This window comes from Streptomyces sp. NRRL B-24484 (assembly GCF_000717715.1).
Classification (GTDB): domain Bacteria; phylum Actinomycetota; class Actinomycetes; order Streptomycetales; family Streptomycetaceae; genus Kitasatospora.
On the sequence record NZ_JOAI01000038.1, the window covers coordinates 44,285 to 70,470 of the forward strand.

Annotated in this window: 26 protein-coding genes; 16 read left to right on the forward strand and 10 right to left on the reverse strand. The window is 76.1% G+C overall.

Going from position 1 to position 26,186, the window contains the following annotated elements:
- Positions 1–157 precede the first annotated feature (157 nt).
- The 7 genes from dacB to IE98_RS0129205 all read left to right on the forward strand — a co-directional run bounded on the left by dacB (position 158) and on the right by IE98_RS0129205 (position 8,582).
- Entirely contained in the window at positions 158–1,735 is a 1,578-nt protein-coding gene (dacB, locus tag IE98_RS0129175) for a D-alanyl-D-alanine carboxypeptidase/D-alanyl-D-alanine-endopeptidase (protein WP_052391110.1), read from the forward strand.
- A complete protein-coding gene (locus IE98_RS0129180) occupies positions 1,729–3,360 on the forward strand; it encodes a peptide ABC transporter substrate-binding protein (RefSeq protein ID WP_052391111.1) in 1,632 nt (543 codons plus the stop codon). The genes dacB and IE98_RS0129180 overlap by 7 nt, the downstream gene beginning before the upstream one ends.
- A 45-nt stretch (positions 3,361–3,405) precedes the next feature.
- Positions 3,406–4,335: an ABC transporter permease gene (locus IE98_RS0129185; RefSeq protein WP_030274056.1), complete on the forward strand. Its 930-nt coding sequence runs from the start codon at positions 3,406–3,408 to the stop codon at positions 4,333–4,335.
- Entirely contained in the window at positions 4,325–5,281 is a 957-nt protein-coding gene (locus tag IE98_RS0129190) for an ABC transporter permease (protein WP_052391112.1), read from the forward strand. The genes IE98_RS0129185 and IE98_RS0129190 overlap by 11 nt, the downstream gene beginning before the upstream one ends.
- A gap of 7 nt (positions 5,282–5,288) precedes the next feature.
- Positions 5,289–6,263: a S66 peptidase family protein gene (locus IE98_RS0129195; protein ID WP_052391113.1), complete on the forward strand. Its 975-nt coding sequence runs from the start codon at positions 5,289–5,291 to the stop codon at positions 6,261–6,263.
- Entirely contained in the window at positions 6,251–7,084 is an 834-nt protein-coding gene (locus IE98_RS0129200; RefSeq protein WP_030274062.1) for a M55 family metallopeptidase, read from the forward strand. Before IE98_RS0129195 ends, IE98_RS0129200 begins: the two co-directional genes overlap by 13 nt.
- A gap of 166 nt (positions 7,085–7,250) precedes the next feature.
- Positions 7,251–8,582: a M20/M25/M40 family metallo-hydrolase gene (locus IE98_RS0129205; protein ID WP_030274064.1), complete on the forward strand. Its 1,332-nt coding sequence runs from the start codon at positions 7,251–7,253 to the stop codon at positions 8,580–8,582.
- On the opposite strand, the gene IE98_RS0129210 is transcribed toward IE98_RS0129205, so the two are convergent.
- Positions 8,579–10,036 (reverse strand): DHA2 family efflux MFS transporter permease subunit, encoded by a 1,458-nt coding sequence (locus tag IE98_RS0129210; RefSeq protein ID WP_043175406.1) that lies wholly within the window; start codon positions 10,034–10,036, stop codon positions 8,579–8,581. The two genes, IE98_RS0129205 and IE98_RS0129210, sit on opposite strands and share 4 nt — an antisense overlap.
- A gap of 20 nt (positions 10,037–10,056) precedes the next feature.
- Here IE98_RS0129210 and IE98_RS0129215 point away from each other — a divergent pair, with 20 nt between their 5' ends.
- The gene (locus tag IE98_RS0129215) at positions 10,057–10,581 is read left to right on the forward strand and encodes a MarR family winged helix-turn-helix transcriptional regulator (RefSeq protein ID WP_324605811.1); all 525 of its coding nucleotides are present in this window, start codon (positions 10,057–10,059) and stop codon (positions 10,579–10,581) included.
- 100 nt (positions 10,582–10,681) lie between these two features.
- Positions 10,682–10,840, forward strand: a complete 159-nt coding sequence (locus IE98_RS49540) for a hypothetical protein (RefSeq protein ID WP_159401109.1) — start codon at positions 10,682–10,684, stop codon at positions 10,838–10,840.
- 110 nt (positions 10,841–10,950) lie between these two features.
- On the opposite strand, the gene IE98_RS0129225 is transcribed toward IE98_RS49540, so the two are convergent.
- Positions 10,951–11,706 carry a helix-turn-helix domain-containing protein gene (locus IE98_RS0129225; RefSeq protein WP_030274070.1) on the reverse strand — a complete coding sequence of 252 codons (756 nt, stop codon included), beginning with the start codon at positions 11,704–11,706 and terminating at the stop codon, positions 10,951–10,953.
- 94 nt (positions 11,707–11,800) lie between these two features.
- Here IE98_RS0129225 and IE98_RS0129230 point away from each other — a divergent pair, with 94 nt between their 5' ends.
- Positions 11,801–13,090 (forward strand): MFS transporter, encoded by a 1,290-nt coding sequence (locus IE98_RS0129230; protein WP_052391114.1) that lies wholly within the window; start codon positions 11,801–11,803, stop codon positions 13,088–13,090.
- Here IE98_RS0129230 and IE98_RS0129235 read toward each other — a convergent pair.
- Positions 13,068–13,331 carry a hypothetical protein gene (locus tag IE98_RS0129235; RefSeq protein WP_030274074.1) on the reverse strand — a complete coding sequence of 88 codons (264 nt, stop codon included), beginning with the start codon at positions 13,329–13,331 and terminating at the stop codon, positions 13,068–13,070. The genes IE98_RS0129230 and IE98_RS0129235 overlap by 23 nt on opposite strands.
- A gap of 174 nt (positions 13,332–13,505) precedes the next feature.
- Between IE98_RS0129235 and IE98_RS0129240 the strand changes: the two genes are divergently transcribed.
- Entirely contained in the window at positions 13,506–14,699 is a 1,194-nt protein-coding gene (locus IE98_RS0129240) for an ROK family transcriptional regulator (protein WP_030274075.1), read from the forward strand.
- A 151-nt stretch (positions 14,700–14,850) separates the two neighbouring features.
- Here the strand turns inward: IE98_RS0129240 and IE98_RS0129245 are convergent, their stop codons facing one another.
- On the reverse strand, positions 14,851–15,498 hold the full coding sequence (locus tag IE98_RS0129245) for a DUF4360 domain-containing protein (RefSeq protein ID WP_030274077.1): 648 nt from the start codon (positions 15,496–15,498) through the stop codon (positions 14,851–14,853).
- A gap of 310 nt (positions 15,499–15,808) precedes the next feature.
- Between IE98_RS0129245 and IE98_RS0129250 the strand changes: the two genes are divergently transcribed.
- The 3 genes from IE98_RS0129250 to IE98_RS0129260 are packed head-to-tail and all read left to right on the forward strand — an operon-like array spanning position 15,809 to position 18,735.
- Entirely contained in the window at positions 15,809–16,888 is a 1,080-nt protein-coding gene (locus IE98_RS0129250) for an ABC transporter substrate-binding protein (RefSeq protein ID WP_030274079.1), read from the forward strand.
- Positions 16,889–17,959, forward strand: a complete 1,071-nt coding sequence (locus IE98_RS0129255) for a FecCD family ABC transporter permease (RefSeq protein ID WP_030274081.1) — start codon at positions 16,889–16,891, stop codon at positions 17,957–17,959.
- On the forward strand, positions 17,956–18,735 hold the full coding sequence (locus tag IE98_RS0129260) for an ABC transporter ATP-binding protein (RefSeq protein ID WP_043175407.1): 780 nt from the start codon (positions 17,956–17,958) through the stop codon (positions 18,733–18,735). Before IE98_RS0129255 ends, IE98_RS0129260 begins: the two co-directional genes overlap by 4 nt.
- A 19-nt stretch (positions 18,736–18,754) precedes the next feature.
- Here IE98_RS0129260 and IE98_RS0129265 read toward each other — a convergent pair whose 3' ends face one another.
- Entirely contained in the window at positions 18,755–19,333 is a 579-nt protein-coding gene (locus IE98_RS0129265; protein WP_030274085.1) for a hypothetical protein, read from the reverse strand.
- A gap of 177 nt (positions 19,334–19,510) precedes the next feature.
- Here IE98_RS0129265 and IE98_RS48420 point away from each other — a divergent pair, with 177 nt between their 5' ends.
- A complete protein-coding gene (locus IE98_RS48420; RefSeq protein WP_030274087.1) occupies positions 19,511–20,365 on the forward strand; it encodes a hypothetical protein in 855 nt (284 codons plus the stop codon).
- A gap of 34 nt (positions 20,366–20,399) precedes the next feature.
- On the opposite strand, the gene IE98_RS0129275 is transcribed toward IE98_RS48420, so the two are convergent.
- The 4 genes from IE98_RS0129275 to IE98_RS0129290 form a co-directional block, all read right to left on the reverse strand.
- Complete coding sequence (locus IE98_RS0129275) at positions 20,400–21,377, reverse strand: L-tyrosine/L-tryptophan isonitrile synthase family protein (RefSeq protein ID WP_052391115.1); 978 nt, start codon at positions 21,375–21,377, stop codon at positions 20,400–20,402.
- 68 nt (positions 21,378–21,445) lie between these two features.
- On the reverse strand, positions 21,446–22,765 hold the full coding sequence (locus IE98_RS0129280; protein ID WP_078661394.1) for a cytochrome P450 family protein: 1,320 nt from the start codon (positions 22,763–22,765) through the stop codon (positions 21,446–21,448).
- A 29-nt stretch (positions 22,766–22,794) separates the two neighbouring features.
- Positions 22,795–24,123 carry an MFS transporter gene (locus IE98_RS0129285; RefSeq protein ID WP_030274092.1) on the reverse strand — a complete coding sequence of 443 codons (1,329 nt, stop codon included), beginning with the start codon at positions 24,121–24,123 and terminating at the stop codon, positions 22,795–22,797.
- 118 nt (positions 24,124–24,241) lie between these two features.
- Positions 24,242–24,829, reverse strand: coding sequence for a sigma-70 family RNA polymerase sigma factor (locus IE98_RS0129290; protein ID WP_078661395.1), 588 nt, complete (start codon positions 24,827–24,829; stop codon positions 24,242–24,244).
- 79 nt (positions 24,830–24,908) lie between these two features.
- On the opposite strand from IE98_RS0129290, the gene IE98_RS45195 reads away from it, so the two are divergent.
- Complete coding sequence (locus IE98_RS45195; protein ID WP_052391116.1) at positions 24,909–25,160, forward strand: hypothetical protein; 252 nt, start codon at positions 24,909–24,911, stop codon at positions 25,158–25,160.
- 261 nt (positions 25,161–25,421) lie between these two features.
- Here the strand turns inward: IE98_RS45195 and IE98_RS0129300 are convergent, their stop codons facing one another.
- Positions 25,422–26,138, reverse strand: a complete 717-nt coding sequence (locus tag IE98_RS0129300) for a hypothetical protein (protein WP_052391117.1) — start codon at positions 26,136–26,138, stop codon at positions 25,422–25,424.
- Positions 26,139–26,186 lie beyond the last annotated feature (48 nt).

Genomic DNA, 26,186 nt, shown 5'->3' on the forward strand with positions numbered 1-26,186 from the left:
CGCCCGGGACGGGTGGTGTCGCGGCACCGCGCCGTCGGCGTCCTCCGCACGGGGGAATTGCGGGGTGAATTGTCGCCGATCCCCGTGCCATCGGCCACTCCTGACGTCCGATCGGGGAGATGGTGGTGACCGGCTCCACTCCTCGGGAGGCAACACCGTGCTCACCCTGCCCGTCCGGCTGCTGGCGGTGCCGCTCGCCGTCGTGCTCGCCGCGCTGCTGCCCGCGGGGGCGGCCCCCGGCAGCGGCACGGGGACGTCCGCCGCCGCCCGGAGCCTCGGCTCCGACCTGGACGCGCTGTTCGCCGACCGGGCGCTGACCGGCGCCCAGGTGTCCGCGCTGGTCACCGACGCGGCCACCGGCGAGGTGCTGTACCGGCGGTCGCCCGGTGCGCTGCTGCTGCCCGCCTCGACCCAGAAGACGGTGACGGCGGCGGCCGCCCTCGAACTGCTCGGCCCGGACCACCGCTTCACCACCGAGGTGCTCGCCGCCGGGCCGCGCACCGGCGGCCGGATCGACGGCGACCTGGTGCTGCGCGGCGGCGGCGACCCGACGCTGCTGCCGGCCGACCTCGACGCACTGGCCGCCGCGGTGGCCGCCGCCGGGGTGACGGAGGTCGGTGGCGCCCTGCTGGCCGACGCGAGCCGCTGGGACGACGTGCCGCTCGGCCCCAGCTGGTCCTGGGACGACCAGGCGGCGTACTACAGCCCGCAGATCTCCGCGCTCACCCTCACCACCGACACCGACTACGACCCGGGCACGGTGCGGGTCGTCCTGACCCCCGGGGAGGCGTCCGGGCAGCCCGCCGCGGTGCGGGTCGTGCCCGCCGAGGCACCCGTCCGGTTCACCGGCGGGGTGGCGACCGGCGCGGCCGGCAGCGCCCGCACCGCCGTGGTCGACCGCCGGCCCGGCGGCAACGAGCTGCTGCTCTCCGGCAGCGTCCCGGCGGGCGGCGGACCAAGCGAGGAGTGGATCGCCGTGGACTCCCCGGCGCTGGTGGCCGCCGGGGTGTTCGCCGCCGCCCTGGCCCGGCACGGGGTCGCGGTGCAGGGCGCCCCGCGCGAGGGCCGGGCGCCGGCCGGAGCGGCCGTCCTCGCCGCCCACGACTCGGCACCGGTCTCGGCGCTGATGGCGCCCTTCCTGAAGCTCAGCAACAACGGCATCGCCGAGCACCTGGTCAAGGAGATCGGCCGGGTGCGGGCCGGCAGCGGCAGCTGGGCCTCCGGCACCGACCAGGTGAACGGCTTCCTGCACCGGGCGGGCCTGGAGCCCACCGAGGCCCGGCAGGTGGACGGCTCCGGGCTGTCCCGGCACAACCTGCTCACCGCCTCCCGGCTCACCGCACTCCTGGCGTACGCCCGCACCCGGCCCTGGTTCGCCACCTGGTACCAGGCGCTGCCGGTGGCCGGGGACGCCCGGCGCGCCGTCGGCGGCACCCTCACCAACCGGATGCGCGGCACCGCCGCCGAGGGCCGGGTGCACGCCAAGACCGGCTCGATGACCGGCGTGGACGCCCTGACGGGCTACGCCGAGCGGGCCGACGGGCGCACCCTCGCCTTCGCCGTCCTGGTCAACAACTTCGCGGGCAGCAGCCCCCGTTCGGTGATCGACGCGTTCGCCGTCCGGCTGGCCGGGGGCACCGCCGCGACCGTCCGCACCGCTCCGTCGGCCGAGGTGCCGACCGGGACGCCGGACCGGGACTGGGAGACCGCCTGCCTGGTGGAGGCCACGTGCTGACGGGCCGCGCCGGCCGGCTGCCGGCAGCGCTGCTCGCCCTCGCCCTGCTCGCCGTCACCGGGACGGCGGCCGCGGGCTGCGTCCGCCGCTCGGACGAGGACCTCGGGCCCGTCCCGGACGTGCCCGGCGGGACGTTCACCGTCGCCCTCACCGAACCGGACCACCTCACCCCCGGCCGCACGACCAGCAGTTACTCGCTGCAGGTGCTGGAGGGCCTGTTCGACACCCCGCTCGCGCTGGACCCTTCGGACGGCCACGCGGTGCCGCTCGCCGCCGAGTCGATCAGCACCGACGACCAGCGGGTCTGGACACTGCGCTTCCGGTCCGGCGCCCGCTTCCACAACGGCGAGCCGGTCACCGCGGCCAGCTACGCCGACGCCTGGAACGCGGCCGCGTACGGGCCCAACGGCTGGGAGGCCAACGGGTACTTCAGCCAGATCGACGGCTACGCCGCGCTCAACCCGGCCGACGGCGCCAGGCCGCCGACCGACCGGCTGGCCGGCCTGGAGGTGGTCGACGACACCACCCTGAAGGTCACCCTGGCGGCGCCGTTCAGCCAGTTCCCGATGCTGCTCGCCTTCCCGGCGTTCGCACCGCTGCCGAAGGCGGCCTTCGCCGACCCGGCCGGGTACGACCTGCACCCGGTCGGCAACGGCCCGTTCGCGATGGACGGCGACTGGCGGCACCAGCAGCGGATCGACCTGCGCCGCGCCGAGGGCTACAGCGGCCCGCGCCCGGCCACCGCCGACGGCGTGCACTTCCGGATCTTCACCAGCAAGGACACCGCCTTCACCGAACTGCGGGCCGGGCACGTCGACTTCATGGCCAGCGTGCCGCCCGCCCGGGCGTACGAGGCGAAGCGCACCTTCGGCGCGCGGTACTCGGTACGGCCCAGCGGCACCATGGACTACCTCGGCCTGCCGCTCTGGGACGCCCGCTACGCCAAGCCCGAGCTGCGGCAGGCCATCTCGATGGCGATCGACCGCCGGGGCATCACCCGGGCCATCTTCAACGAGGTGTTCGCGCCCGCCGACTCACTGGTCGCCGCGATGATCCCCGGCCATCGGGCCGGCACCTGCGGCGAGACCTGCGAGTACCGGCCGGAGCGCGCCAAGGAGCTGTTCGACCGGGCCGGCGGCTTCACCGGCACGCTGGAGCTGTACTTCGCCAACTCCGACCCCACGTACGAGCAGTGGATGACCGCGGTGGCCAACGAGCTCAAGCAGAACCTCGGCATCCGCTCCATCGCCTTCCGCAAGATGTCCGGCGCCGACCTCGGCCCGATCCTCAACGGCCGCAAGGCGACCGGGCCGTACCGGCAGAACTGGGTGGTCGACTACCCGAGCGTGCAGAACTACCTCGCCGGGCTGCTCGGCCCCAACAACCGCTCCGGCTGGTCAGACCCGGCCTTCGACCGGGCGCTCGCGCTCGGCAACGCGGCGCCGGACGCCGCCGAGTCCGAGCAGCACTACCACGAGGCCGAGTCGATCGCGCTCCGGGCGCTGCCGCTGATCCCGCTCTGGAACTGGCAGGACCAGACCGCCTGGAGCACCCGGATCGGCAACGTCCTGGTCGACCCGTACGTCGCCGGACTGCACCTGGAGAAGGTGACCGTGCGGCACTGAGCCACCGACCACCGTCGCGACCACACGAACCGGGGGAGCCCGCCGATGGGCCGATACATCGCCCGCCGCCTGCTGTACGCCGTTCCGGTACTGCTGGCGACCACCTTCCTCATCCACGCCATGGTGTTCGTGCTGCCCGGCGACCCGATCCAGGGACTCGCCGGGGACCGGCCGGTGCCGGCGGCCGTCCTCGCCGAACTGCACCGCCGCTACCACCTCGACGACCCGCTCGTCGTCCAGTACGCCAAGTACCTGGGCGGCCTGCTCACCGGCGACCTCGGCCGGACCTTCACCGGCGAGCCGGTCGCCGACACCCTGGCCGGACGCTGGCAGGTCACCCTGCGGCTCGGCCTCACCGCCTGGTTCCTGGAGACCGTCCTCGGCGTCGCGCTCGGCGTCTGGGCGGCACTGCGCAAGGGCCGCTGGGCGGACAACGCGGTGCTCGCCGGCACCACCCTGGTGATCGCCGTGCCGGTGTACATCGTCGGCTACCTCGCCCAGCTGCTGCTCGGCGTGAAGCTCGGCTGGTTCCCGGTGGCCGGCGCCGAGGACGGCTGGCCGACCGCCTACCTGCTGCCCGGTCTCGTCCTCGCCTCCTTCGGCGTCGCCTACGTCGCCCGGCTGACCCGCGCCTCCCTGCTGGAGAACCTGCGTGCCGACCACGTGCGCACCGCCGGAGCGAAGGGCCTGCCCCGCCGGCGGGTGGTCGTCCGGCACACCCTGCGCAACTCGCTGATCCCGGTGGTGACCTTCCTCGGCATCGAACTCGGCTCGCTGATGGCCGGCGCCGTCGTCACCGAGTACGTCTTCAACCTGCCCGGCGTCGGCCAACAGGTCTTCCAGGCAATCCAGTTGCGCGAGGGGCCGACCGTGGTCGGCATCACCACCGCCCTGGTGCTGGTCTACTGCCTGGCCAACCTGGTCGTCGACGTCCTGTACGGCCTGCTCGACCCGAGGATCCGCCATGACCAGTAGCCCGCAGGCCCCCGCGCCGCCGCCCGCCCCCGCCCCGGCACCGCCCGCGCCCGTCCGGGACCTCACGCTGCCGCCGAAGCGGCGCCCCCGCCGCGGCGAGTCCCCCTCCGCCGGTGCCTGGCGGGACCTGCGCAGGCGGCCCCTCGTCCTCGCCTGCGCCGGCGTGCTGCTGCTGATGGCGCTGATGGCCGCCCTCCCCGAGCCGTTCGTCGCGCTGCTCACCGACGACAGCGGCCGCTGCGAACTCGCCGACTCCCGGGTCGGCCCCAGCCTCCACCACCCGTTCGGATTCGACCTGCAGGGCTGCGACTACCTCGGCCAGGTCGTCCGCGGCAGCCGCCCCTCCCTGGTCATCGGCCTCGCGGTGACCGCCGGGGCACTGCTGCTCTCGCTGCTCCTCGGCATGCTGGCCGGCTTCTTCGGCGGCTGGGTGGACACCCTGCTCTCCGGCCTGACCGACGTCTTCTTCGGCCTGCCGTTCGTGCTCGGCGCCACCGTCGTCCTGGTCGCCTTCCCCGACCACGGCCTCGGCGCGATGACCCTCGTCCTCGTCGCGCTCGGCTGGACGACCATGACCCGGGTGATGCGCGCCCAGGTCGTCGGCCTCAAACAGGCCGACTACGTGCAGGCCGCCCGCTCCACCGGCGCCGGACCGCTGCGGCTGATGGCCCGCCACCTGCTGCCCAACGCCGCCACCCCCGTGGTGGTGGTCGCCATGCTGAACGTCGGCAACGTCATCTCCGGCGAGGCCACGTTGGACTTCCTCGGCGTCGGCCTGCAGTACCCTGCGGTCTCCTGGGGACTGCAACTCAACGCGGCCCAGCCCTACGTCCTCGACTTCCCGCACCTGCTCGCCTTCCCCGCGCTGTTCCTGTCGGCGACCGTGCTGAGCTTCATCCTGCTCGGCGACGCCGTCCGCGACGCGTACGACCCGAAGCTGAGATGAGGCCCGCATGCCGACCCACGACCGGCCCCGAACGGTGCCGCAGGCCCTGCGCCCCGGCGACCGGGTCGCCGTCGCCGCCCCCGCCGGCCCGCCCGACCCCGCCCTGCTGGAGCGCGGCACCGCCCTGCTGGCCTCCTGGGGCCTGGAGGTGACGGTGCTGCCGCACGTCCGCGACAGCCACCTCGGCCACCTCGCCGGCCGCGACGAGGACCGGGCCGCCGACCTCGCCGAGGCCTGCGCCGACCCCGGCGTCCGGGCCGTCCTCTGCGCCCGCGGCGGCTACGGAACCCAGCGGATGGTCGACCTGGTCGACTGGAAGGCGATCGACGCCGCCGCCGAACCGGCCCTGCTGATCGGCTCCAGCGACATCACCGCCCTGCACGAGGCCTTCGCCGTCCGGCTCGGCACCAGCACCCTGCACGCCCCGATGCCCGCCACCGGCGCCCTGGTCGACAACCCGGCCAGCGCGGACCACCTGCGCACCGTGCTCTTCCACCCCGAGCGGGTCACCGAACTGCCGCTCACCGGCGGCGCGCTCGTCCCCGGCACCGCCCGCGGCCGGCTCGCCGGCGGCAACGCCAGCCTGCTCGCCGCCTCCGTCGGCACCCCCACCGCCCTGCCGCCGGACGGCTGCCTGCTGCTGCTGGAGGAGACCGGCGAGGAGCCGTACCGGCTGGACCGCATCCTCACCCAGCTGGCCCGCGCGGGCGTGCTCGGCCGGGCCGCCGGGATCGTGCTCGGCGACTTCACCGACTGCGGGCCCGAGGAGGAGGTCCGCGCCGTCCTCGCCGACCGGCTCGGCGGCCTCGGCATCCCCGTCGCGGCCGGCCTGCCCGCCGGGCACGGACCGCTGCAGCTCACCGTCCCGCTCGGCACCGCCGCCGAACTCGGCGACGGCGTGCTCACCCTGCTCGAACCCCCGCTCGCCCCGCGCCCCGCCCCGGGCCGGCCGGCCGCCGAGGAGACCGCGTGCGCGTCCTGATCTCCGCCGACATGGAGGGCGCCACCGGCACCACCTGGCCGGAGGACGTCGAACCCGGCGCGCCCGCCTGGCAGCGGATGCGCCGGCTGCTCACCGGCGACGTCAACGCCTGCATCGCCGGCCTGTTCGCCGGCGGCGCCGAAGAGGTCCTGGTCAACGAGGCGCACGAGACCCAGCGGAACGTCCTGCTGGAGGAACTCGACCCGCGGGCGCGGCTGCTGATCGGCCGGCACAAGCCGCTCGGCATGATGCAGGGCGTCCAGGAGGCCGACGCCGTGGTCTTCCTCGGCTACCACACCGGCGCCGGGGCACGTGGCGTCCTCGCCCACACCTACCTGGGCGCCGGACTCACCGGATTCCGGATCGACGGCACGGACGCCGACGAGGGCCGGATGAACGCGCTGACCGCCGCCGAGCACGGCGTCCCCGTCATCCTCGTCACCGGCGACGACCTCACCTGCACCGCCGCCGCGGCCTGGGCGCCGGAGGCCCGCACCGCCGCCGTCAAGGAGTGCGTCAGCCGGTACGCCGCCGTCTGCCTGCCGCCGTCCGTCGGTGCCGCACTGATCCGCGACCGGGCGGAGCTCGCCGTGCGGGACCACCTGATGCTCGGCCGCCCCGAACCGGTCACCGGCCCGCACCGCTTCGAGATCGACTTCCACGCCACCCACCAGGCCGAGGCGGTCGCAGCGGTGCCCACCGTCGAACTCCTCGGCCCGTGCACCGTCGGCTACACCGCCCCCGGCGCCACCCGGGCCGCCCGTACCTTCAAGGTCTGCACCGTGGTCGCCCGCGCGGCCACCGAGCAGCAGTACGGCTAGGACTTCAGAGGGGGTGGTCCACCCCCGGGGGCGCGGGGAACTGCGCAATTCGGATGCGGGCCCCGCACGGACCGAGGCGGATCCGCATCCGCCAGGAGCACCACCCTCGGACCGTGCAGTTGCGTCCCCGGCGTCCCCGAGGTGGCCACCGAGAGAGGGAGACCCCGTGACCGTCAGCCCGCAGGCCCTCGACACCGACGCGGCCGTCCTCTGCCACGACCTGTTGCGCCTCGACACCGTGAACCCCGGTGACGGCAGCGGGCCGGGCGAGCGGGCTGCCGCCGAGTACGTCGCGGGCCGGCTCTCCGAGGCCGGACTCGACCCGCTGCTCACCGAGTCCGCACCGCGCCGGGCGAACGTCCTCGCCCGGGTGGCCGGCACCGACCGGACGCTGCCGCCGCTGCTCGTCCACGGCCACCTGGACACCGTGCCCTTCGACGCCGCCGACTGGACGCACCACCCGCTCTCCGGCGACCTCGCCGACGGCTGCCTGTGGGGCCGCGGCGCGGTCGACATGAAGGGCACCCTGGCGATGACGCTGGCCCTCGTCCGCGACTGGGCCCGTACGGGGCGGCGGCCGCGCCGGGACCTGGTGCTCGCCTTCCTCGCCGACGAGGAGTCGACCGGTGAGTTCGGCGCGCGCTTCGCGGCCGAGCGGCACCGCGAGTGGTTCGAGGGCTGCACCGAGGCGATCGGCGAGTCCGGCGGGTACTCGGTGCCCGCGGGGGACGGAGGGGACGGACCGGGGCAGCGGCGGCTCTACCCGGTGGCGGTCGGCGAGCGCTGCACCGCCTGGATGCGGCTGACCGCCACCGGCACCGCGGGGCACGGTTCCCGGGCCGGTGCGGACAACGCCGTCGCCACCCTGGTGCACGCGCTCTCCCGGCTTGCCGCGCACCCCTGGCCGGTCCGCCTCACCCCGCCGGTGGAGGCGCTGATCGCCGAACTGGAGGGCGTCCTCGGGACCCGGATCGACCGGGAGCGGCTGGAGGCGGAGGCCGCCCGACTCGGCCGGGCGGGCGCGCTGTTCGCCCACACCGTGCGGAACTCGGCGGTGCCGACGGTGCTGCAGGCCGGGCAGAAGGTGAACGTGGTGCCCGGCCGCGCCCACGCCCAGGTCGACGGACGCTTCCTGCCCGGCACCCGGGACGAGTACCTGGAGACCGTCGAACGACTCCTCGGACCGGGCGTCACCCGCGAGTTCATCAACCTGCAGGAGGCCGTCGCGGCCGACCACACGGGACCGGCGTTCGCCGCGATGGCCACCGCCCTGCGCGCCGAGGACCCGGCCGGACACCCGGTGCCGTACCTGATGTCCGGCGGCACCGACGCCAAGACCTTCAACGGCCTGGGCATCACCTGCTACGGCTTCGCACCCCTGCTGCTCGACCCGGAACTCGACTACCCGACGATGTTCCACGGCGTCGACGAACGCGTTCCGGTCGACGGACTCGCCTTCGGCGTCCGCGTCCTGGACCGCTTCCTCGCCGCGTACTAGCGGATTCGGCCCTCGGTGACGGCGGCGGGCTCCCGGGCGGGGGCAGGTGCGCCGCCCGCCCGCGGGGCGGCCGCGGCGCGGCGGGCCTGGGCGTCGGGCACGGTGAAGGCGAACAGGCCGGTGGCCACCGCGATCACGGCGAGGACGAGGTAGGCCGTCCGGTAGGCCGCCAGCGGCGGGTGGGCCTGTTCGGGGCCGCCCGCGCCGAGCACGAGGACGGTGGTCACCACGGCGGGGGCGAGGGCGTTGCCGGTCTGCCGGACGACGGTGTTGAGGGTGGCCGCGTGGGCGACGTCGGCCTTGGAGACGGTGCTGAAGGAGGCGATGGTGGTGGGCATGAAGACGCCGCCCATCGCCAGGCCGAGCAGGAACATGTAGCCGCGGAAGGCCCACAGGCCGGTGTGCTCGTCCGCGGCGGCGAACAGCAGCAGTACTCCCGCCACGCCCAGCATCCCGGTGCCGATGATCACCCGCGGTCCGATCCGGGCGTACACCGCGCCGACCACCTGCATGGTCAGCAGCACCCCGAAGGCCTCGGTGAAGGTGGTGCTGCCGCTGTCCAGCGCACTGCCGCCGCGGGCCTCCTGGATGTAGATCGGGCCGAGGAACATCGCGCCCATGATGGGCACGTAGCCGACCAGGCAGATCAGGTTGGTGTCGCGGAAGAGCCGGTCGCCGAGGAGCCGCAGCCGCAGGATCGGCTCCGCGGTGCGGAGTTCGACCGCGACCGCCGCCGTCAGCAGCACGGCGCCGGCCACCAGCGGGCCGAGCACCTGCGGTCCGGTCCAGCCCGCCTCCGGCCCGGTGCAGACGCCGTACATCAGGGCGGCGGTGCCCGCGGCGCTCAGCAGCAGGCCGGGCAGGTCGAGCCGGCCGGCGGTGTGGTCGCGGTGCTCGGCGAGGAAGAACAGCCCGAAGAGCACCGCGGCCGTGCCGACCGGGACGTTGACCCAGAACACCCAGCGCCAGGAGAGCCCGGTGACGAGGGCGCCGCCGAGCAGCGGGGCGATCGCCGGGGCGATCTGCTGGGGGATGATCAGCAGCCGGGCGAGGCGGACCTGTTCGGCCTGGGTGAAGGTGCGGAAGAGCAGCGCCTGCGAGGTCGGCATCAGCAGGCCGGCCGCCAGCCCCTGCAGCGCCCGGGCGCCGACCAGCGAGCCCAGACCCGGTGCGGCCCCGCACAGGGCGGAGGCGCCGGTGAAGGCGGCGAGCGAGAGCAGCAGCATCCGGCGGCCGCCGAAGCGTTCGACCAGCCAGGCCGAGGCCGGGACCATCATCGCCAGGCAGACCGGGTAGACCACGACGACGCCGGTCAGGGCGGCCGGGGTCAGGGCGAACTGCCGGGCGATGCCGGGCAGCGCGACGGTGGTGATCGCACCGTCGACGATGCAGATGAAGGTGGTCAGGACCGTCATGATGGGCACGACACGGCGCTGGCTCAGGCGGGTGCTCATAGAAACTGAGCATACTCACTATGATGGTGCTCAGAAAGACCAGGGACGGGGACGGACACGGCATGGCACAGCGGCAGGCGGACAAGCGCGACTTCGGCAGCAGCGACGTCCTGGTGGACGAACTCTTCGCCACCACGCAGCGGCTCCGCGCCTTCGTGGACGGTCGGCTGCGCGAGCACGGGGCCTCCGTCTCGCGGCTGCGCACCCTGCGGGTGCTGGCGCGGGCCGGCGGGCCGCTGCGGATGCGCGACCTCGCCGAACTGGTCGGCAACGCCCCCCGCACCACCACCACGATCGTCGACAGCCTGGAGAAGGACGGCCTGGTCGAGCGGGTCCGGCACCCCGAGGACCGCCGCGCCTTCCTGCTCACCCTCACCGAGGAGGGCGTCCGCCGGCACCGCGAGGCCGAGGAGCTCGACCGCGCGGCCCTGGCCACCGCCACCGGCGCCCTCGCGCCCGCCGAACGCGAGCAGTTGCGCTCCCTGCTCTCCCGCATCCGCACCACCGTCGGCGAGCAGGCGGCCGATGCCGACGCCGGCACCTGACCCCCGGCGCCTGCGCCCGAAGCCCCCGCACCCGACGCCTTGGCAAGGCGGCGCCCCGCCCCGGTATCGGTCGGGTGAAACCGGCGGTTCGGCCGTCAGGGTGACGTATCGTCCTGCCGAAGGTGATCCTGACCCGAAGGAGGAGATCACCTCGCGTTACGTCCTGCTGGGCCTCGGCCTCGCCTGCCCCGTCCTCGCCCTCGCCGTCTTCCTCGCCGCCGCCCGGGCCGGCTCCCGCAGTGAGGGGGAGGACGACTAGGACGCTGTCCTTCCCCGGCGCACGGATGCCGCACGGGGGTGCCCCCCGGATCGACCTCCCGAGCACCCGGTGAAGCGAGGCCCGGGCCCGGACCCCTGCGGTGGGCGGCCTCACCGCAGGGGTCCGCCCTCCCGCTGGTGGCGGCCGGGCGTGGTGCCGAAGGCCTTCCGGAAGGACTCCACGAAGGCGCTCGGCGACGACCAGCCGCAGGCCGCCGCCACCGAGGTCACCGACCGGCCCGCGGCCAGCAGCGTCAGTGCGTGGTGCAGTCGCAGCTGCGCCCGCCACTGCGGGAAGCTCATCCCGGTCTCCCGCCGGAACAGCCGGCTCAGCGTGCGCTCGGACGCGCCCACGGCGGCGCCGAGCCGGGCCAGCGTCCGGTCGTCGGCCGGGTTCGCGGCCAGCAGGTCGGCGAGGTCCCGCAGCCGCGGGTCCGAGGGCGTCGGCAGTTCCAGGCCGAGGTCGGGCGCCCGGCACAGCTGGTCCAGCGCCACCCGCTCCAGCGCGTCGAACTGTTCGCCCTGCGGCGGCTCGGGGCCGCTCAGCACCTCGACCACCTCCCACAGCAGCCGGCTCACCGCCAGCACCGCCGGGCGGGTCAGCCCCAGCGGATTGACCTCCGCGGGGAAGCTCAGGCTGCGCAACTCGCTGGGCCCGTGGGCCCGGTGGGCGTGCGGCACGCCGGCCGGCAGCCAGACCCCGCGGTGCGCGGGCACCGCCCAGCTGCCCTGCGGGGTGGACACCTCCAGCACGCCGCGCCCCGGGCAGATCAGCTGGTTGACGGTGTGGAAGTGCCAGTCGATCCGTTCGCGGTGGGCCAGCGGCTGCCGGGTCGGACCGGTCAGCTCCTGGCGGGTTGGCGACATGGATCGGCAGAGTATCGGAAGTCCGCACCCGGCGCCGCGGGCCAGGCTGGTCACCGCCGGCGAACCCCCGCCGGCGAGCCACCGAGGAGGCGGGATGACCCCGGACGACACCGCGCGCCGGACGGACACCGGCGCGGCGCACGCCCCACCCGAACCACCCCCGGGGTCGGTCCCGGGGTCGGCCCCGGCGCAGGACGGGGTCTGGCGGCGGATGGGCCTGTGGGGAGCCGCGCACGCCGTCGACGACTTCTACCAGGGGCTCGTCCCCGCCGTGGTGCCGTACTTCGCGCTCGACCGCGGCTACGACTACGTCGCGGTCGGCGGGCTCGCGATGGCGGCCACCGTCGGCAGCGCCGTGCCGCAGCCCTTCGTCGGACTGGCCGTGGACCGCTGGCGGCTCGGCGGCACGGCCGCCCTTGGCGTGGCCCTGGCCGGGGTCGGCCTCGGTGCGGCGGGGCTGGTCTCCTCGTACGCCGCGGTCTGGCTGCTGGTGCTGCTGTCCGGGCTCGGGGTGGCGATGTTCCACCCGGCGGCCGGGCGGTCCGCGCGGGAGGCGGCGGGCGGCAGCACGACGGGGATGAGCGTGTTCGCGGCGGGCGGCAGCGTCGGCTTCTTCCTGGCTCCGGTGCTGGCCACGCCGGTGCTGGCGGCCTGGGGCGTGCGGTCCACGGTGCTGTTCGTGCCGCCCGCGCTGATCGCCGGCTGGGTGCTGCTGCGCCACCGGCAGCGGGCCGCGGCCGCGGGGAGGGCCCACGCCGCGGCGGCCCTCCCCGCGGGGCCCGACCGGTGGCCGCCCTTCCTGGTGCTGACCGGGGTCGAGGTGGCGCGGTCGGTGGTGTTCTTCGGGGTCAGCACCTTCCTGGAGCTGCACTGGCTGCGCGACCTGCACGCCTCGCACGCCCTGGCCGGCGCGGCACTGGCGGGCTTCCTCGGCGGCGGCGTCGCCGGGACGCTGCTCGGCGGCCGGCTCGCGGACCGGATCGGTGCGGTGGCGGCCGTGCGGCTGGGCACCGCGCTCACCCTGCCCGCGCTGGCGGGCCTCTGCCTCGCACCGGGCAGCCTGGTGCCGCTGCTGTTCGCGGTGCTGACCGGCGCCGCGCTCAACGTGCCGTTCGCGGTGATGGTCAAGCTGGGCCAGGACTACCTGCCCGGACGGCCCGGCACCGCGGCCGGGGTCACCCTGGGGCTCGGCGTCAGCGCCGGCGGGCTGTGCGGGCCGCTGCTCGGAGTGCTCGCCCGGGCGCACGGGCCGCAGGGCGTGCTGGCCGCGCTGTGCGCGGTGCCGCTGCTCGGCCTGCTGCTGGCGTACGCCCTGGTGGAGCCGGGCGCGGCCGGGCGGCCGGGGCCGCCCGTCGGACGGTTCAGGCCACGTGGCAGAGCTTGACCACGGAGACCCGGTGCAGGTCCACCGCGAGCGGGGTGTGGCGGCGGTGCCGGCGGGCGTCCTCGGACTCCGCCCGGGCCAGTGCCTGCTCCACGGCGTGGTCGGCCTCGGAGGCGTCGACGATGAAGAGGTGGACACCGGTGTCGGGCGTGCCGTCCGGCCCGGTGTCACCGGACTGGTGCGGAATCTCGACCCGCCAGCGGAAAAGGTGCGGCGATGCCGCTCTGGACCTCTTGGTCATCGGACGTGCTTCCTCTCCCGTGCGGACGTGACGGGCGTTGGAGCTCCGTGGCGTTCGGACCTGTGCGGTCCGTATCACCGTATGAGGGGTAAATATGTCCGTCAAGAGGACGAGATGTGGAGTAAATATTCCGTCCGGCGGATGAATTCGTTCCCGAGCCAGTACGGTGCATGTATGAGCGACCTCCACGAGTCGGCCGCCCTCTCCGCCCGGCGGCTGCGCACCCGCACCGCCCTGCTCGCCGTGCTCGCAGAGTACGGTGCGCTCAGCCGATCCGACCTGGGACGGCTCACCGGCCTGTCGCGGTCCGCGGTCAGCAGCGCCGTCGCCGACCTGCGCGCCGAGGGCGCCGTCACCGAGCAGCCCGCCCCCACCGGCCCGGTCACCGGACGCGGCCGCCCGGCCGCCGTGGTCACGCTCAGCCGTGACACCGGGCTCGTCCTCGGCCTCGACCTCGGGCACGCCCACATCACCGCCGCCGTCGGCACCGGCGAGGGGACGGTGCTCGGCGAGGCCACCGCCCTGCTCGACATCGACGACCACCCGCAGCGGGCCCTCGACACCGCCGCCGACCTCGCCGCCGAGGCGATGCAGCAGGCCGGCTGCGGACCGGAGGCGGTCGGTGCGGCCGCCGCCGGCATCCCCGCCGCCATGGACCTGCGCACCCGCGCCGTCCGGGCGCCCACCATCCTCGCCAAGTGGATCGGCCTCGACCCGGCCGCCGAACTCGCCCGACGGCTCCGGATGCCCGTCGCGGTCGCCAACGACGCCGAGATGGGCGCCCGCGGCGAACGCGCCCTCGGCGCCGGCCGCGGCCTCAACGACCTCATCTACGTCAAGGCCTCGCACGGTGTCGGCAGCGGTCTCGTGCTCGGCGGCCAGTTCTACCGCGGCGCGACCGGCCTGGCCGGCGAGATCGGCCACATCCAGCTGCCCGGCGCCACCAACTGGTGCCGCTGCGGCAACCGCGGCTGCCTGGAGACGGTCGTCTCCGTCGCCGAGGTCCGGCGCCGGCTGACCCACGTGCTCGCCAGCGCCGACCGCGGCAACGTGCCCGAGGAGATCCCGCCGCTCGACGAGCTCGCCGGCCGTCCCGCGGCGGCCCGGGTGATCACCGACGCCGGCCGGACCCTCGGCCGCGTCCTCGCCGACCTGGTCAACTGCCTCAACCCGGCCGCGATCATCATCGGCGGCGAGCTCGGCCAGGCCGGCGCGCCCCTGGTGACGGGCGTCCGGGAATCCATCGACCGCTACGCCCAGCCCGCGGTCGCCGACGCCGTCGAGATCACCGCCGGCACCCTCGGCGTCCGCGCCGAGCTCCACGGCGCCCTGGTCACCGCCGCCGACACCCGCCGCACCGTCGCCTGACGGCCGCGAGCCGCCCCGCTGCCGGGGCGGCTCGCGAACGGGCGCAGGGGGCGCCGGCTCTCCTCGGCGCCCCCTGCTGGTGGGTGGGCCCGCCCGGCCCCGACGGTGGCCGGGGGCGGGACCGGGCGGGAGTCGTGGTGGTGCGGCAGGGTCAGGGGCAGGTCTTCCAGGCCAGGTGGTAGACGGTGTTGATGTCGCCGTCGGTGGAGTCCATCGTCATGAAGCTGGTGGTCCTGCCGGTGTCGGACGTCCCGGCGTTGAGCCGCAGCTCGGTGTTGATGTTGAAGTTGCGAAGCTCGCCGCAGGGCGCGAAGACCAGGGCGGCCACGTCCACCGAGTCGGTGGCCTGCCAGCTGTCGTCCAGCGGGCCCTTGAACTGGTGGTTGCTGGAGGTGGTCTGCGGCGAGCCCTGGAAGTAGTAGTTGGCCTTCTGCGTGCCGACGGCGCCGCGCTCCAGGTGGGCGAAGCCGCGGTAGTCGGCGGAGGCGATGGCGTAGGTGAAGCCCTGTGGCACGTGCACGTTCAGGTTGAGCTGGCAGTTCTTGCGGAAGTCGGTCGGCTTGGAGCCGACGCCCACCTGCGCCAGGTAGTCGCTGTAGGTCACGGTGAAGGCCGTGTTGTCGGGGGAGACCGCGACGGCGGCCGTGCCGGCCGGACACCCGGAGCCGTTGACGGTGGCCACGTTGATCACGATCTTGTCCGGCGGCGGAGGGGTGGTCCACGGACCGGTGGGCGCCGCGGCCGAGGCCGCGGGGGCGGCGACCAGCGAGGCGGCGGTGGCGCCGACGGCGACGAGCATGCGGACGATCAAGGCGTTTCCTTCCGATCGTGCACGGCCGCCGGGCGGGACTCCGTCCCGGCGGTCTGTCGCGTACATGTCACCACGACATCCGCCCCGCGTACAGAGGGGCGGCGACGCTCCGTCAGGAATCCCTGACGGAGCGTGGACGAACGGCGGGCCGCCCCCGCCGGCCGCGGCCCCGCGCTCCCGCCGCCGCGACCCCCCACCGGAATCCCCGTACCCGCCGGAACCGCCGGCCCGGTCCGTCCGACTACCTGCACCGGGCCGGCAGCCGCCGCCCCGCAGCACGGACCATCCGGAGACCACCATGCGCGCTCGCGCCCTGTGCGGCCTGGCCGCCGCCCTCGCCCTGCTCACCTCGGCCTGCGCGAGCGGCGGCGGCACCACCGCCGCGGGCACCGGCTCCGCCGCACCGTCGGCGGCCGTCGGCGGCTTCCCCGTCCGCGCGGCCGACTGCGCCGGTGCCGAGACCGTCTTCGACGCACCGCCCCGGAGGATCGTCACCAGCAACGCCGCCGCCCTGGAGATGCTGCTCCGGCTCGGCGCCGGGGACCGGGTGATCGGCACCGGGTTCCCGCCCGGCACCGGCACGATGCCCGCCGACCTTGCGGAGCGCGCCGCCGCCGTCCCCGTCCTCGGACGCGCCGTCATCGCCAAGGAGAAGCTGCTCGGCTCCGGCGCCGACCTGTACGTCGACACCTTCGCCTCGATGGGCGCCATGGGCGGGGCGATGGGCGCCGCCCCCACCGAGCAGGAGTTCGCCGCGGCCGGCATCAAGCACGTCCAGCTGCACTCCACCGCCTGCGCCGACCGGCTCACCGGCCCGCAGCAGGACCTCTCCGAGGTGACCGCCGACATCCGGCGGCTCGGCGCGATCACCGGCACCCGGGCGCGCGCCGAGGAACTGGTGGCCGGGATGGAGCGCACCGTCGGCGCCGTCCGCACCGCGGTCGCCGCCGTCCCCGCCGACCGCCGCCCCTCCTACTTCTTCTTCGACGCCGACGCCGGCACCAAGCAGCCGATGGCCGCCTGCGGCCGCCAGGTCGCCAACGCGGTGATCACCCTCGCGGGCGCCCGCAACGTCTTCGCCGACTGCAAGGGCGCCTTCAAGCCCGTCTCCTGGGAGGACGTCGTCGCCGCCGACCCCGACTGGATCCAGCTCGGCGTCCGCAACCGCGGCAGCGAGGCCGAGACCCGCAAGGCCTACGACCAGGCCGAGGCCTTCCTCCGTGACTTCCCCGCGACCCGGGAGCTGAAGGCCGTCCGCGCGGGCCACTTCGTCCGGATCGGCTCCGAGGTGACCACCATCGCGGGCGTCCGCAACGCCGACACCGTCCTCGCCGTTGCCCGCGCCGTCCACCCCGGCCTCACCGTGGACGGCCGCTAGATGGCCGCCACCGCAGCACCGGGCACGGCCCCGGCCGTCCACCGGTCGGCGAGCCTGCGCACCGGCGCGCTGGCCGGCGCCCTCGCGCTGGCCCTGGCCGTCGCCCTCACCCTCGCCGTCTCGCTCGGTGCGGTGGACGTCCCGCCCGCCGAGGTGTGGAGCGTCGTCACCCGCCACCTCACCGGCCGGCCGGCGGAGCCCGGCACCCGCGACCTGATCGTCTGGCAGCTGCGCGCGCCGCGCGCCCTGCTCGCGGCCGTCGTCGGCGCCGGACTCGGCCTCGTCGGCACCGCCGTCCAGGCCCTCGTCCGCAACCCGCTCGCCGACCCCTACCTGCTCGGCATCTCCTCCGGCGCCACGCTCGGGGCCGTCGCCGTCACCGTGCTCGGTACCGCCGCCGGGGCCGGCCTCGGACTAGGCCTCTCCGGTGCGGCCTTCGCCGGCGCGCTCACCGCCTTCGCCCTGGTCTGGACGATCGCCCGGCGCGGTGGCGGCTTCGCCCCGCTGCGGCTGGTCCTCGCCGGCATCGGCATCGGCCAGTTCCTCGCCGGGTTCACCAGCTTCCTCGTGCTGCAGGCCGGTGACGAACAGCGCACCCGCGGCGTGCTGTTCTGGCTGATGGGCAGCCTCGGCGGCACCACCTGGAGCCAACTCGCACTGCCCGCCGCGGCGGTGGCCCTCGGGGCCGTCCACCTCCAGGCCCGTGCGCGGGCGCTGAACGCACTGGCCGTCGGCGACGAGACGGCCACCGGACTCGGCGTGGACGTCACCCGGCTGCGCCGCGAACTCTTCACCGTCACCAGCCTGCTGACCGGGGTGATGGTCGCCGTCTCGGGCGCGATCGGCTTCGTCGGCCTGCTCGTGCCGCACGTCTGCCGGCTGCTCGTCGGCGGCGACCACCGGCGGCTGCTGCCGCTCGCCGCCCTCACCGGCGCCGTGCTGCTCACCGCCGTCGACACCCTCGCCCGGACGGCCCTCGCCACCCAGGAGGTCCCGATCGGCGTGGTCACCGCGCTGCTCGGCGCACCCGTCCTGCTGTACCTGCTCGACCGACGACCGGAGCACCGATGAGGATCGACATCGAGGACCTGACCGTCCGGCTGGCCGGCCGCGACGTGCTCGCCGGTGCCCGGCTGTTCGCCGCCGGGGGCGAGACGGTCGGTCTGGTCGGGCCCAACGGCAGCGGCAAGTCCACCCTGCTGCGCACGGTCTACCGTCACCTGCGGCCGCACGCGGGCCGGGTCCTGCTCGCCGGGCGCGACCTGCGCTCGCTCGGCGCCGCCGAGGCCGCCCGGCGGATCGCCGCCCTGCCGCAGGAACGCGGCGCGGAGGCCGACTTCACCGTCCGCGAGATGGTCGCCCTGGGCCGCACCCCCTACCAGCGGGCCTTCGCCGGGGAGTCCGCCGCCGACCGCGAGCTGGTGGCCGGGGCGCTCGCCGAGGTCGGCCTGCAGGGCCACGAACACCGCGGCTTCGCCTCGCTCTCCGGTGGCGAACGCCAACGCGCCCTGCTGGCCCGGGCCTTCGCCCAGCAACCGGAGGTCCTCGTGCTGGACGAGCCGACCAACCACCTCGACGTGCAGCACCAGATCGACCTGCTGGCCCTGCTCCGGGCCCGCCGCCGCACCACCCTGATCTCGCTGCACGACCTCAACGCCGCCGCCTCGCTCTGCGACCGCCTGCACGTGCTGCACCAGGGGGTGGTGGTCGCCGCCGGGCCGCCGCGCGAGGTGCTCACCGCCGACCTGCTCGCCGAGGTCTTCGGCGTCCGCGCCGCGGTGGTCGACCACCCGCTCACCGGCGACCCGTTGATCGCCTTCGACCACCGGGGCCGGGCCGCCCGCTGAACCGTCCGGCCCCGGTGCCTCAGCCGTCGAACCGGACCACCAGCCGGACGTTCACCGCGCCGTGGACCCCGGTGAGGGCGCTCATGACCCGCCGCACCGGGGCCCACGGCCCGTCGGTGGGCACCGCGTCGCGGCGCAGCATGCGGACGGTGCGCAGCAGCCTGCTGTCCTGGATCCAGGCGGCGCCCTCCGGCCGGCCGCCGGTGTCCCGGAAGGACTTGCCGGTGCACACCCAGCCGCGGGTGGGTGCGAGCGAGTACTCCTCGACCCGTGCGTCCACGGCCTCGGCCGGCCCGTCCCGGTCCACGGCGGCCAATTCCGCCCAGGAGATCCAGGACGCGCCGTGGGCGTCCCGGCCCCACACCCCGTACGCCTGCCGGACCTCGGCCGTCACGTCCTCGGGGAGGCCACGCCCGCCGGCGGGCGGACGGAACCCGGCGTGGTTGCGCACGCCGAACAGGCAGCCGAAGGCGTCGTAGCACCGGCCGTCGTACAGCAGGTCGAGGTCCACCGCCGGCCACCAGCGGATCTCGTCGTCCTCGTCGAGCACTCCGTGGGTGGCCCGGCACTCCACGAAGCCGTGGATGTCGGCTCCCACGCGGGTGGATTCTCCGCGCCGGCCGATCGCGCCGCAGGCGTTTTCCCCCGGCGCGGCCGCCCCCGCGGCCCGGTGAGGTGTTCGGCGCTCGCACACCGGACCGGGAGCGGGCCGGGGCGGGCGGCGGCTGCGGGCCGGGACCGTGACCCGTCCGGGTGTCCGGCGGTTGGACCCGGTATGACGATCTCTCCACTGCCCTGGCTGCCGCTCCCGGCCACCTTCGACCAGGTCGCCCGGGTGGTGGGGCGGGGCTCCGAGCAGGGTGCGCGGGCGACCGCGGCCGAGGAGCTCGCCGCCATGCACCGCGCCGCCGCGGCCGGGGCGCGGGCCGCCGCCTGGGTGCGGCGGCTCGCCGGACGGCAGGCCGCCGCCGCGCACGGCCGGGCCCTGGAGGAGACCGCCCGCGCACTCGCCCGGGCCAGCAGCCACGACGTCGTCCGCGGCGAGGGCCGGCTCGACGACCGGGAGTACCGCACCCTCACCGGCGCCGTGGTCCTCGGCACCGGGAACGCGGGCGGCCCGCCCGACCTTCACCCGGGGGAGCGGACCGCGCTGCTCGCGGCCTGCGCGCTGACCGTCGCGATGCCGGCCACCGCGGCGGACCGTCGCGCCCGCGAGCTCCCGTTGCTCGCCGACGAGTTGACCGAGACGATCGCCGCGGGCGAACGGGCCGGCGCGGCCCGCGCCGCCCGCACGACGGCCACCGACGCGGCGCGGCTCGTCCTCGGCGGGAGCGGCGACGGCGAGTGCCCCCGGGCCCGGCAGGCCCACCGGGGCCTCACCGAACGGGCCTTCTACGTCTTCGAACTGGTCCTCGCCCACCAGGGCAGCCACGACGAGGACGCCCGCCGCCAGGCGCTCACCACCGCCCTCGGCCCGGCCGCCCGCGGCACTGCCGCGGTGGCCCTGCTGCGGGTCGCCGACGACCCGGCCCTCGGCCTCGACGACGACCGGCGCCACCACCTGACCCGCCTCGCCGCCGAGCTCGACCCCCGCACCACCCGCGACCTGACCGGCCGCACCCGCCGCTGAGCGGCCGGGCCGGTCAGCCGTCAGCCCTCAGCCCTCAGCCGGCGGCCTCGACGTGGCTCGGCCGGCCGTGGCGCAGCACCGTGCGGCCGAGCCGTTCGGCCTCCGCGCGGTGCATCAACTCCCGTCTCCCGTCCGGGTGGTGCACCACGCAGGAGTGCCACGGCGTGGTCCACGGGTCGGCGGAGTCGAGCAGCCGCAGGCCGAACTTCTCGGCGCCCGCCCGCTGCGGGTGGATGGAGAGCCGGACGGCGCGCGGATGGTGCTCCTCGATCAGGGCGCCCCAGGCGCGGCTGCGCCGCACGACCTCGTACGCGCGGCGGCGGCACTCCCGTTGCAGGGCGGACCGGGTGCCGGTGAAGCCGACCGTGTCGTCGAGCAGGAAGCGGGTGATGCCGCGGTACAGCGCGAGGGCGTCCGGGTCGCTGCGGACCTCGGCCCTCAGCTCCTCCAGTGCCGGGGCGTACCGGGCGTCGACCAGGGCCCGCTTGGCGTCGTACGGCAGGTCGCCGAGGACGTCGCGCAGGTCGAAGAGGGAGAGCCGCTGCAGCCCTTCGCGGCGGACGGTGGCGGCGAGTTCGTCGGCGTACTCGTCGATGTGCGCGTCCGGCACCCCGACGAGGTCGCCGAAGACGTGGCCGTCGGAGCAGATCACCAGGCGGGCGCCCGGCGGGTGGACCCGGGCGACCTCGGCGCAGAGCCCGTCCAGGAAGGCCAGGGAGAGCCGTTCGCCCTCGTCGGGCAGGTGGCCGAGCACCTTCGCCGGGCTGGGCGACTTGCAGGGGAAGCCCGGCAGGGTGAGGACGACCGGCTCGTCGGCGGCCACGAAGCCGGCGATCCGCCGCAGTTGGGCCGGGAAGGCGGCGGCCGGCAGGTCGGGGGCGTTGTCGCAGGAGCGCCGGTGCGGGAGCAGCAGCTCCAGGACGGCGGCGCTGGTGCGCTCGACCGCGGTCGGGAGCGGGGAGCGGGGCTGTCCGGGGCGGGGCGGTGCGGTGAGGGTGCCGGCGGGCGGCATGCGGGACTCCGGGGTCTGGTCTGGTCTGGTCGGGTGGTGGCGGGCGGTCCGGTCGTTGCGCGGCCGGATCAGAGCCGGCGGTCGTACGCCACCGGGAGGCGGTCGACGCCGCGGGCGAGGACGGCGGGGATCCACTCGACGGCGTCGAGGTCACCGGCCGGGCGCAGGCCCGGCAGCCGGGCGAGCAGGGTGCCGAGGGCGATCTGCAGTTCGGCCCGGGCGAGCGCCGCGCCGGGGCAGAAGTGCGCGCCGTGGCCGAAGGCGAGGTGGGCGTTGGGGGTGCGGCCGAGGTCGAGCGTGTCGGCGTCCGGGAACTGCGCGCCGTCGCGTCCGGCGGCCGCCAGCGAGACGATCACCGAGTCGCCGGCCGGGATGCGGGTGCCGTGCAGATCGCTGTCCTCGGCGAAGAAGCGCCAGGTGGTGAGCTCGAACGCGCCGTCGTGGCGCAGCAGTTCCTCGACGGCCCGGGGCAGCAACGCGGGTTCCGCCCGCAGCCGGTCCAGTTGGCCCGGGTGGCGGAAGAGCGTCATCAGCAGGGTGGAGATCTGGTTGGTGACCGGCTCCTGGCCGGCGACGAGGAGTTGGAAGACCATCGAGTCCAGCTCCTCGCGGGTCAGCGCTCCGTCGTCGTGCGCGGCGACCAGCCGGGCCAGCAGGTCCCCGTCGGCGGGCGCGGTCCGCTTCGCCGCGACCACCTCGCCGATGTACCCCTGGAGCGCCCGCAGCCGGGCCTCGTAGGCGGGCCGGCCCGGGTCCTCGGGGCCGACCGGCTGGACGACCTTGCCCCAGTCCCGGTCGAAGCGGGCCGCCAGTTCGTCGGGCAGCCCGATCACCTCGGCGAGCACCAGGAACGGGAAGCGGGCGGCGAACCCGGCGACCAGGTCCGCGCCGCCGGTGGCCGGCAGCGCGTCCACCAGCCGGTCGGCGAACCGCTGGAACCGCGGCCGGAGTTCCGCCACCCGGCGTGGTGCGAAGGCGTCGCCGAGCAGGGCGCGCATCGCGGTGTGCCGCGGGGCGTCCTGGTGCAGCAGGTGGACCTGCAGCTGCGAGTGCTGCGGCTCGGGCATGATCGAGGCGCGGCGGCGCCAGGCCGCGTTCCCGAGCGCGTGGTCCTTGCCCAGCCGCGGATCGGTGAGGGCGTCCCGGGCGGCCGCGTACCCGGTGACCAGCCAGGCGGCGACACCGCTCGGGAAGCGGACCCGGTGCACCGGCCCGCTCTCGCGCAGCCGCCGGTAGAGCGGGTAGGGGTCGCGCTTGTACTCCCGGCCGGACAGCGGCACCGGCTCGGGCAGCGGCACCCGCTCGGGCGACGGTTCCGGCTCGGGCAGCGGTGTCGGCGCGGGCAGGGCGTCTCCGGCGAACGGGCAGACGGGGTCGGGTGCGGACATGGCGGAACTCCTCCGGAAGTGACGGACGGTCAGGACGTGGATCGCCCGGGGGCGACGAGCAGGACGACGGCCGCACCGGCGCAGACCGCGGACGCGGCCAGGCCGGTGCGCGGGCCTCCCGCGCCTGCCGTGGCGGTGGCCAGCGCCGGGCCGAGGGCGAACCCGAGGCTGCGGGCGAGCTGGACGGCGGAGCCGGCGGCACCCATCCGCCCCGGCGGGGCGGCGGCGAGGGCCAGGGCCTGCACCGGGCCGCCGTACAGGCCCATGCCGCAGCCGGCGAGGGCGAGCCGCCAGGCGGTGTCCTGCGGCGTGCCGTCGGAGCCGAGCAGGAGCAGCAGTCCGGCGGTGGTGACGGCCGCTCCGGTGCAGGCCGTCCACCGGGTGCCGAGGCGGTCGGCGATCCGCCCGCCGGCCCGTCCGGCGAGCGCCATCGCGAGCGGGAAGCAGAGCAGGGCGAGGCCGGCGGCGGTGGCACTGGCCGCTGCGTCCCGCTGGAGGCGTACGGCGGTGAGGTACTGCATGGCGGCGACCCCGGCCGCCAGGGCCGTCACCGCGCCGTGCACCGGCGCCAGCAGTGCGGCCGTCGCCCGTCCGGCGGGCCGGCGCAGCCAGCCGGCCGCGGGGACGGCCGCCACGGCCACGGCCGGGGCCAGCAGCGTCCACCGGCCCGGCGCGAGGGTGAGCGCGAGCAGGACCGCGGCCACCGCGCCGCCGACCAGCGCCGCGTCGGCGAGCGATGCGCCGTCCGGCGGGCGCAGCGGCCCGTCCCACGGCTCTCCCCGCGGCGCTGCCCGCCGCACCGTGAGGAGGACGGCGAGGCAGACCGGCACGGCGACCGGCAGGACGGCCCGCCAGCCCGCCGCGTCCAGCAGCGGACCGCCCAGCGCCGGCCCGGTCATCGCACCGAGCGGGCCCAGGGTGGCCGGCACGCTCAACGCCCGGGCCCGCAGCGCGGGTCGGACGGCCCGGGCCGCCAGCACCGGCATGAGGACGAAGACCAGTGCGCCGAACACCCCCTGGACGGCCCGCGCGGCGATCAGCCAACCCGCCGTCGGAGCCAGCGCGGAGGCGGCGCTGCCCAGCGCGTACCCGCCCGCGGCCAGCTGGACGGCGGCCCGCAGCCCGACCCCGTCCAGCCACCGGCCGGCCGGCAGCAGCAGCGCCACGAGCGGGAGTTGGTAGCCGAGCGCGACCCACTGCGCGGTGCTCCGGTCGACTCCGAGGTCGTCCGCGACGGACGGCAGCGCCAGGTTGACGGCGTTCATGTCCAGCAGGGCGGTGAACGACAGCAGTCCGGCGACGGCGACCAGGCCCCAACGGTCCTGCTGCGGCGGCGCCTGGTCGGCCGTCCGGGTCATCTCGGGTCCTTCCGCGGTGGGGCGGGCACCGCCGGCCGGCGATTCCCGCCCCACCAGTCGGACGCGGACCGCGGGAGGTTCCCGAACACCTGGGGGAATCCCCGCGCCCCGGACCGGGTCAGCCGGGCACCGGCACCGCCCCGACGGCCTCCGCGCAGCGGTCCGCGGTCTCCGCCTCCCGCAGCAGCGCCACCAGTTGCTCCCGGGCCCGGGCGACCCGTGAGCGCACCGTGCCGATCGGGCAGCCCGCGACCTCGGCCGCCTCGCCGTAGCTCATCCCGACCACCTGGGTCAGCACGAAGGCCTCCCGGCGCTGCTCCGGCACCCGGGCCAGCAGGTCGCCGAGCGCTATCCCGTCCTCGAACCCGCCCGTGGCGGAAGGCCGGTGGCGCTCCACCGCCTCCTCCCAGTCCGGCAGGTCGGCGCACTGCGGGCGCGCCGCGGCGCTGCGGTAGCGGTCGATCACCGTCCGCCGGGCGATCGACAGCAGCCAGGTGCGGGCCGAGGAGCGGCCGGCGAACCCGGGCAGGCTCCGCAGCGCCCGCAGGAAGGTCTCCTGGGCCAGGTCGTCGGCCGCGTCCGGATTCGTGAGATGGGCGACGAACCGCCACACGTCGCGCTGGGTCGCCCGGACGAACGCCTCCACGTCCTCGGCCCGCCCGTGCCGGGCGGTCAGCGCCAGTTCGGTCACCAGGGCGTCATCCACGGCGCACCGCCCGTCCGTCGCGGTCTCCGGGCGCGGACGGCGCTACCGCCCGGGCGGCGCCGTGGTGGAGCATGGGCGGATGACCTGTGCCGACTACCGCGCGGCGACCTCCGCGCAGCTCGACGGCGAAGCACCCGCGGACGGCCGCGGGGCGCACTGCGCCGACTGTGCCGAGTGGCTGGCCGCCGCCCGGCGGCTGAAGGCCCTGACGCGGGCCGCCGAGGGCCCGTCGCCGGAGTGGACGGGGCGGCTGCTGGGCAGCCTGGGCCTCGGCCCGGCGGCAGCGGGGGAGGCGGAGGGTACGGACGGAACGTCCCATGGTGGTTCCTGACGGCAGGAGGCATCCGCGGCGCCGCCCCGAGGGCTGCGCCGACCTGGCACCGGCCGGCTCCACCGTCCCGCGTCCCGCCGGGCACGCCCGGACGCCGCACGGCTGCCGCACGTCGTGCGGCCGCCCGGCGGATCCGAGGGCCTGCCCGGGGTCGGAACGGGTGGCGGTGCGCCGGCCCGGCCGCTGCACCGCCGCAGTGACGGCACGCACAGCGGCGACCGGCCCGCTGCCGCGCCGGTGCTCCGGCGGGCGGCGGGCTGTTCAGACAGCCGGTGCCGGATGCGGCGGGCCGCGTCGGCCCACCGCGTACGCCAGTGCGGGCTGCCGCGGACGACGCACCCGACGGACCGCCGGGCGGACCGTCCGCGGGGGCTCGTGCCGGAACGGTGCCAGGACGAGCACCAGCGGGGCGAACACCTCGGCCAGCGTCCGCAAGGCGGCCACCACCGCGGCCAACGCCGCCTCGCCCCGCCACAGCAGCAGCGAGCAGGCGAGCGCGGCCGCCAGGTGCGCGGCGGCCATCCCCGGCGACATCCCGTGCAGCAGCGCCGTGCCGCCGCCCCCACCGCCGTGCAGGCCGTGGGCGTGTCCGGCCGCGGTGCCGAGCACGGCCGGGTCCAGGCCGGCGGCCCGTGCGAGTTCCACCGGATCGACCCCGGCCGGGGTCTCGCCGTGCACGCAGAGCAGCAGCCGGAGCAGGTCGGCGGAGGGCGCCGGTGCGGCGGGCCGTGCCGCCGTCTGCTCGAAGAGGAGGTGCAGGGCGGCCTGGGCGGCCGTCATCCAGCCGGTGATCGCCGCGATGCCGCGCCGCCGCCCCGCCAGCAGCCAGGTCCCGGCCGCCGTGCCGGCCGCCGCGGCGCCGAGCACCGGCACCGCGACCGGCTGCCCGGAGACGGCGGCGTGCCCCAGGGCGGCCAGCGCCACGCAGGCCGTGGCGAAGACCGCTACACGCAGGAGGCGGAACTGACAGAGGATCACAACCCGGCCATCCTCGCATCAACCGGACCACTGCGGCGCACCGCCCCC

Coding starts and splice junctions, on each gene's coding strand:
- IE98_RS0129285 (WP_030274092.1), bottom strand. CDS start 24,123: ATGACCCGGACGGCCGACCAGGCGCCGCCGCAGCAGGACCGTTGGGGC.
- IE98_RS0129250 (WP_030274079.1), top strand. CDS start 15,809: ATGCGCGCTCGCGCCCTGTGCGGCCTGGCCGCCGCCCTCGCCCTGCTC.
- IE98_RS0129210 (WP_043175406.1), bottom strand. CDS start 10,036: ATGAGCACCCGCCTGAGCCAGCGCCGTGTCGTGCCCATCATGACGGTC.
- IE98_RS0129245 (WP_030274077.1), bottom strand. CDS start 15,498: ATGCTCGTCGCCGTCGGCGCCACCGCCGCCTCGCTGGTCGCCGCCCCC.
- IE98_RS45195 (WP_052391116.1), top strand. CDS start 24,909: ATGACCTGTGCCGACTACCGCGCGGCGACCTCCGCGCAGCTCGACGGC.
- IE98_RS0129280 (WP_078661394.1), bottom strand. CDS start 22,765: ATGTCCGCACCCGACCCCGTCTGCCCGTTCGCCGGAGACGCCCTGCCC.
- IE98_RS0129240 (WP_030274075.1), top strand. CDS start 13,506: ATGAGCGACCTCCACGAGTCGGCCGCCCTCTCCGCCCGGCGGCTGCGC.
- IE98_RS0129230 (WP_052391114.1), top strand. CDS start 11,801: ATGACCCCGGACGACACCGCGCGCCGGACGGACACCGGCGCGGCGCAC.
- IE98_RS0129255 (WP_030274081.1), top strand. CDS start 16,889: ATGGCCGCCACCGCAGCACCGGGCACGGCCCCGGCCGTCCACCGGTCG.
- IE98_RS0129195 (WP_052391113.1), top strand. CDS start 5,289: ATGCCGACCCACGACCGGCCCCGAACGGTGCCGCAGGCCCTGCGCCCC.
- IE98_RS0129260 (WP_043175407.1), top strand. CDS start 17,956: ATGAGGATCGACATCGAGGACCTGACCGTCCGGCTGGCCGGCCGCGAC.
- IE98_RS0129235 (WP_030274074.1), bottom strand. CDS start 13,331: ATGACCAAGAGGTCCAGAGCGGCATCGCCGCACCTTTTCCGCTGGCGG.
- IE98_RS0129275 (WP_052391115.1), bottom strand. CDS start 21,377: ATGCCGCCCGCCGGCACCCTCACCGCACCGCCCCGCCCCGGACAGCCC.
- IE98_RS48420 (WP_030274087.1), top strand. CDS start 19,511: ATGACGATCTCTCCACTGCCCTGGCTGCCGCTCCCGGCCACCTTCGAC.
- IE98_RS0129225 (WP_030274070.1), bottom strand. CDS start 11,706: ATGTCGCCAACCCGCCAGGAGCTGACCGGTCCGACCCGGCAGCCGCTG.
- IE98_RS0129190 (WP_052391112.1), top strand. CDS start 4,325: ATGACCAGTAGCCCGCAGGCCCCCGCGCCGCCGCCCGCCCCCGCCCCG.
- IE98_RS0129215 (WP_324605811.1), top strand. CDS start 10,057: ATGATGGTGCTCAGAAAGACCAGGGACGGGGACGGACACGGCATGGCA.
- IE98_RS0129185 (WP_030274056.1), top strand. CDS start 3,406: ATGGGCCGATACATCGCCCGCCGCCTGCTGTACGCCGTTCCGGTACTG.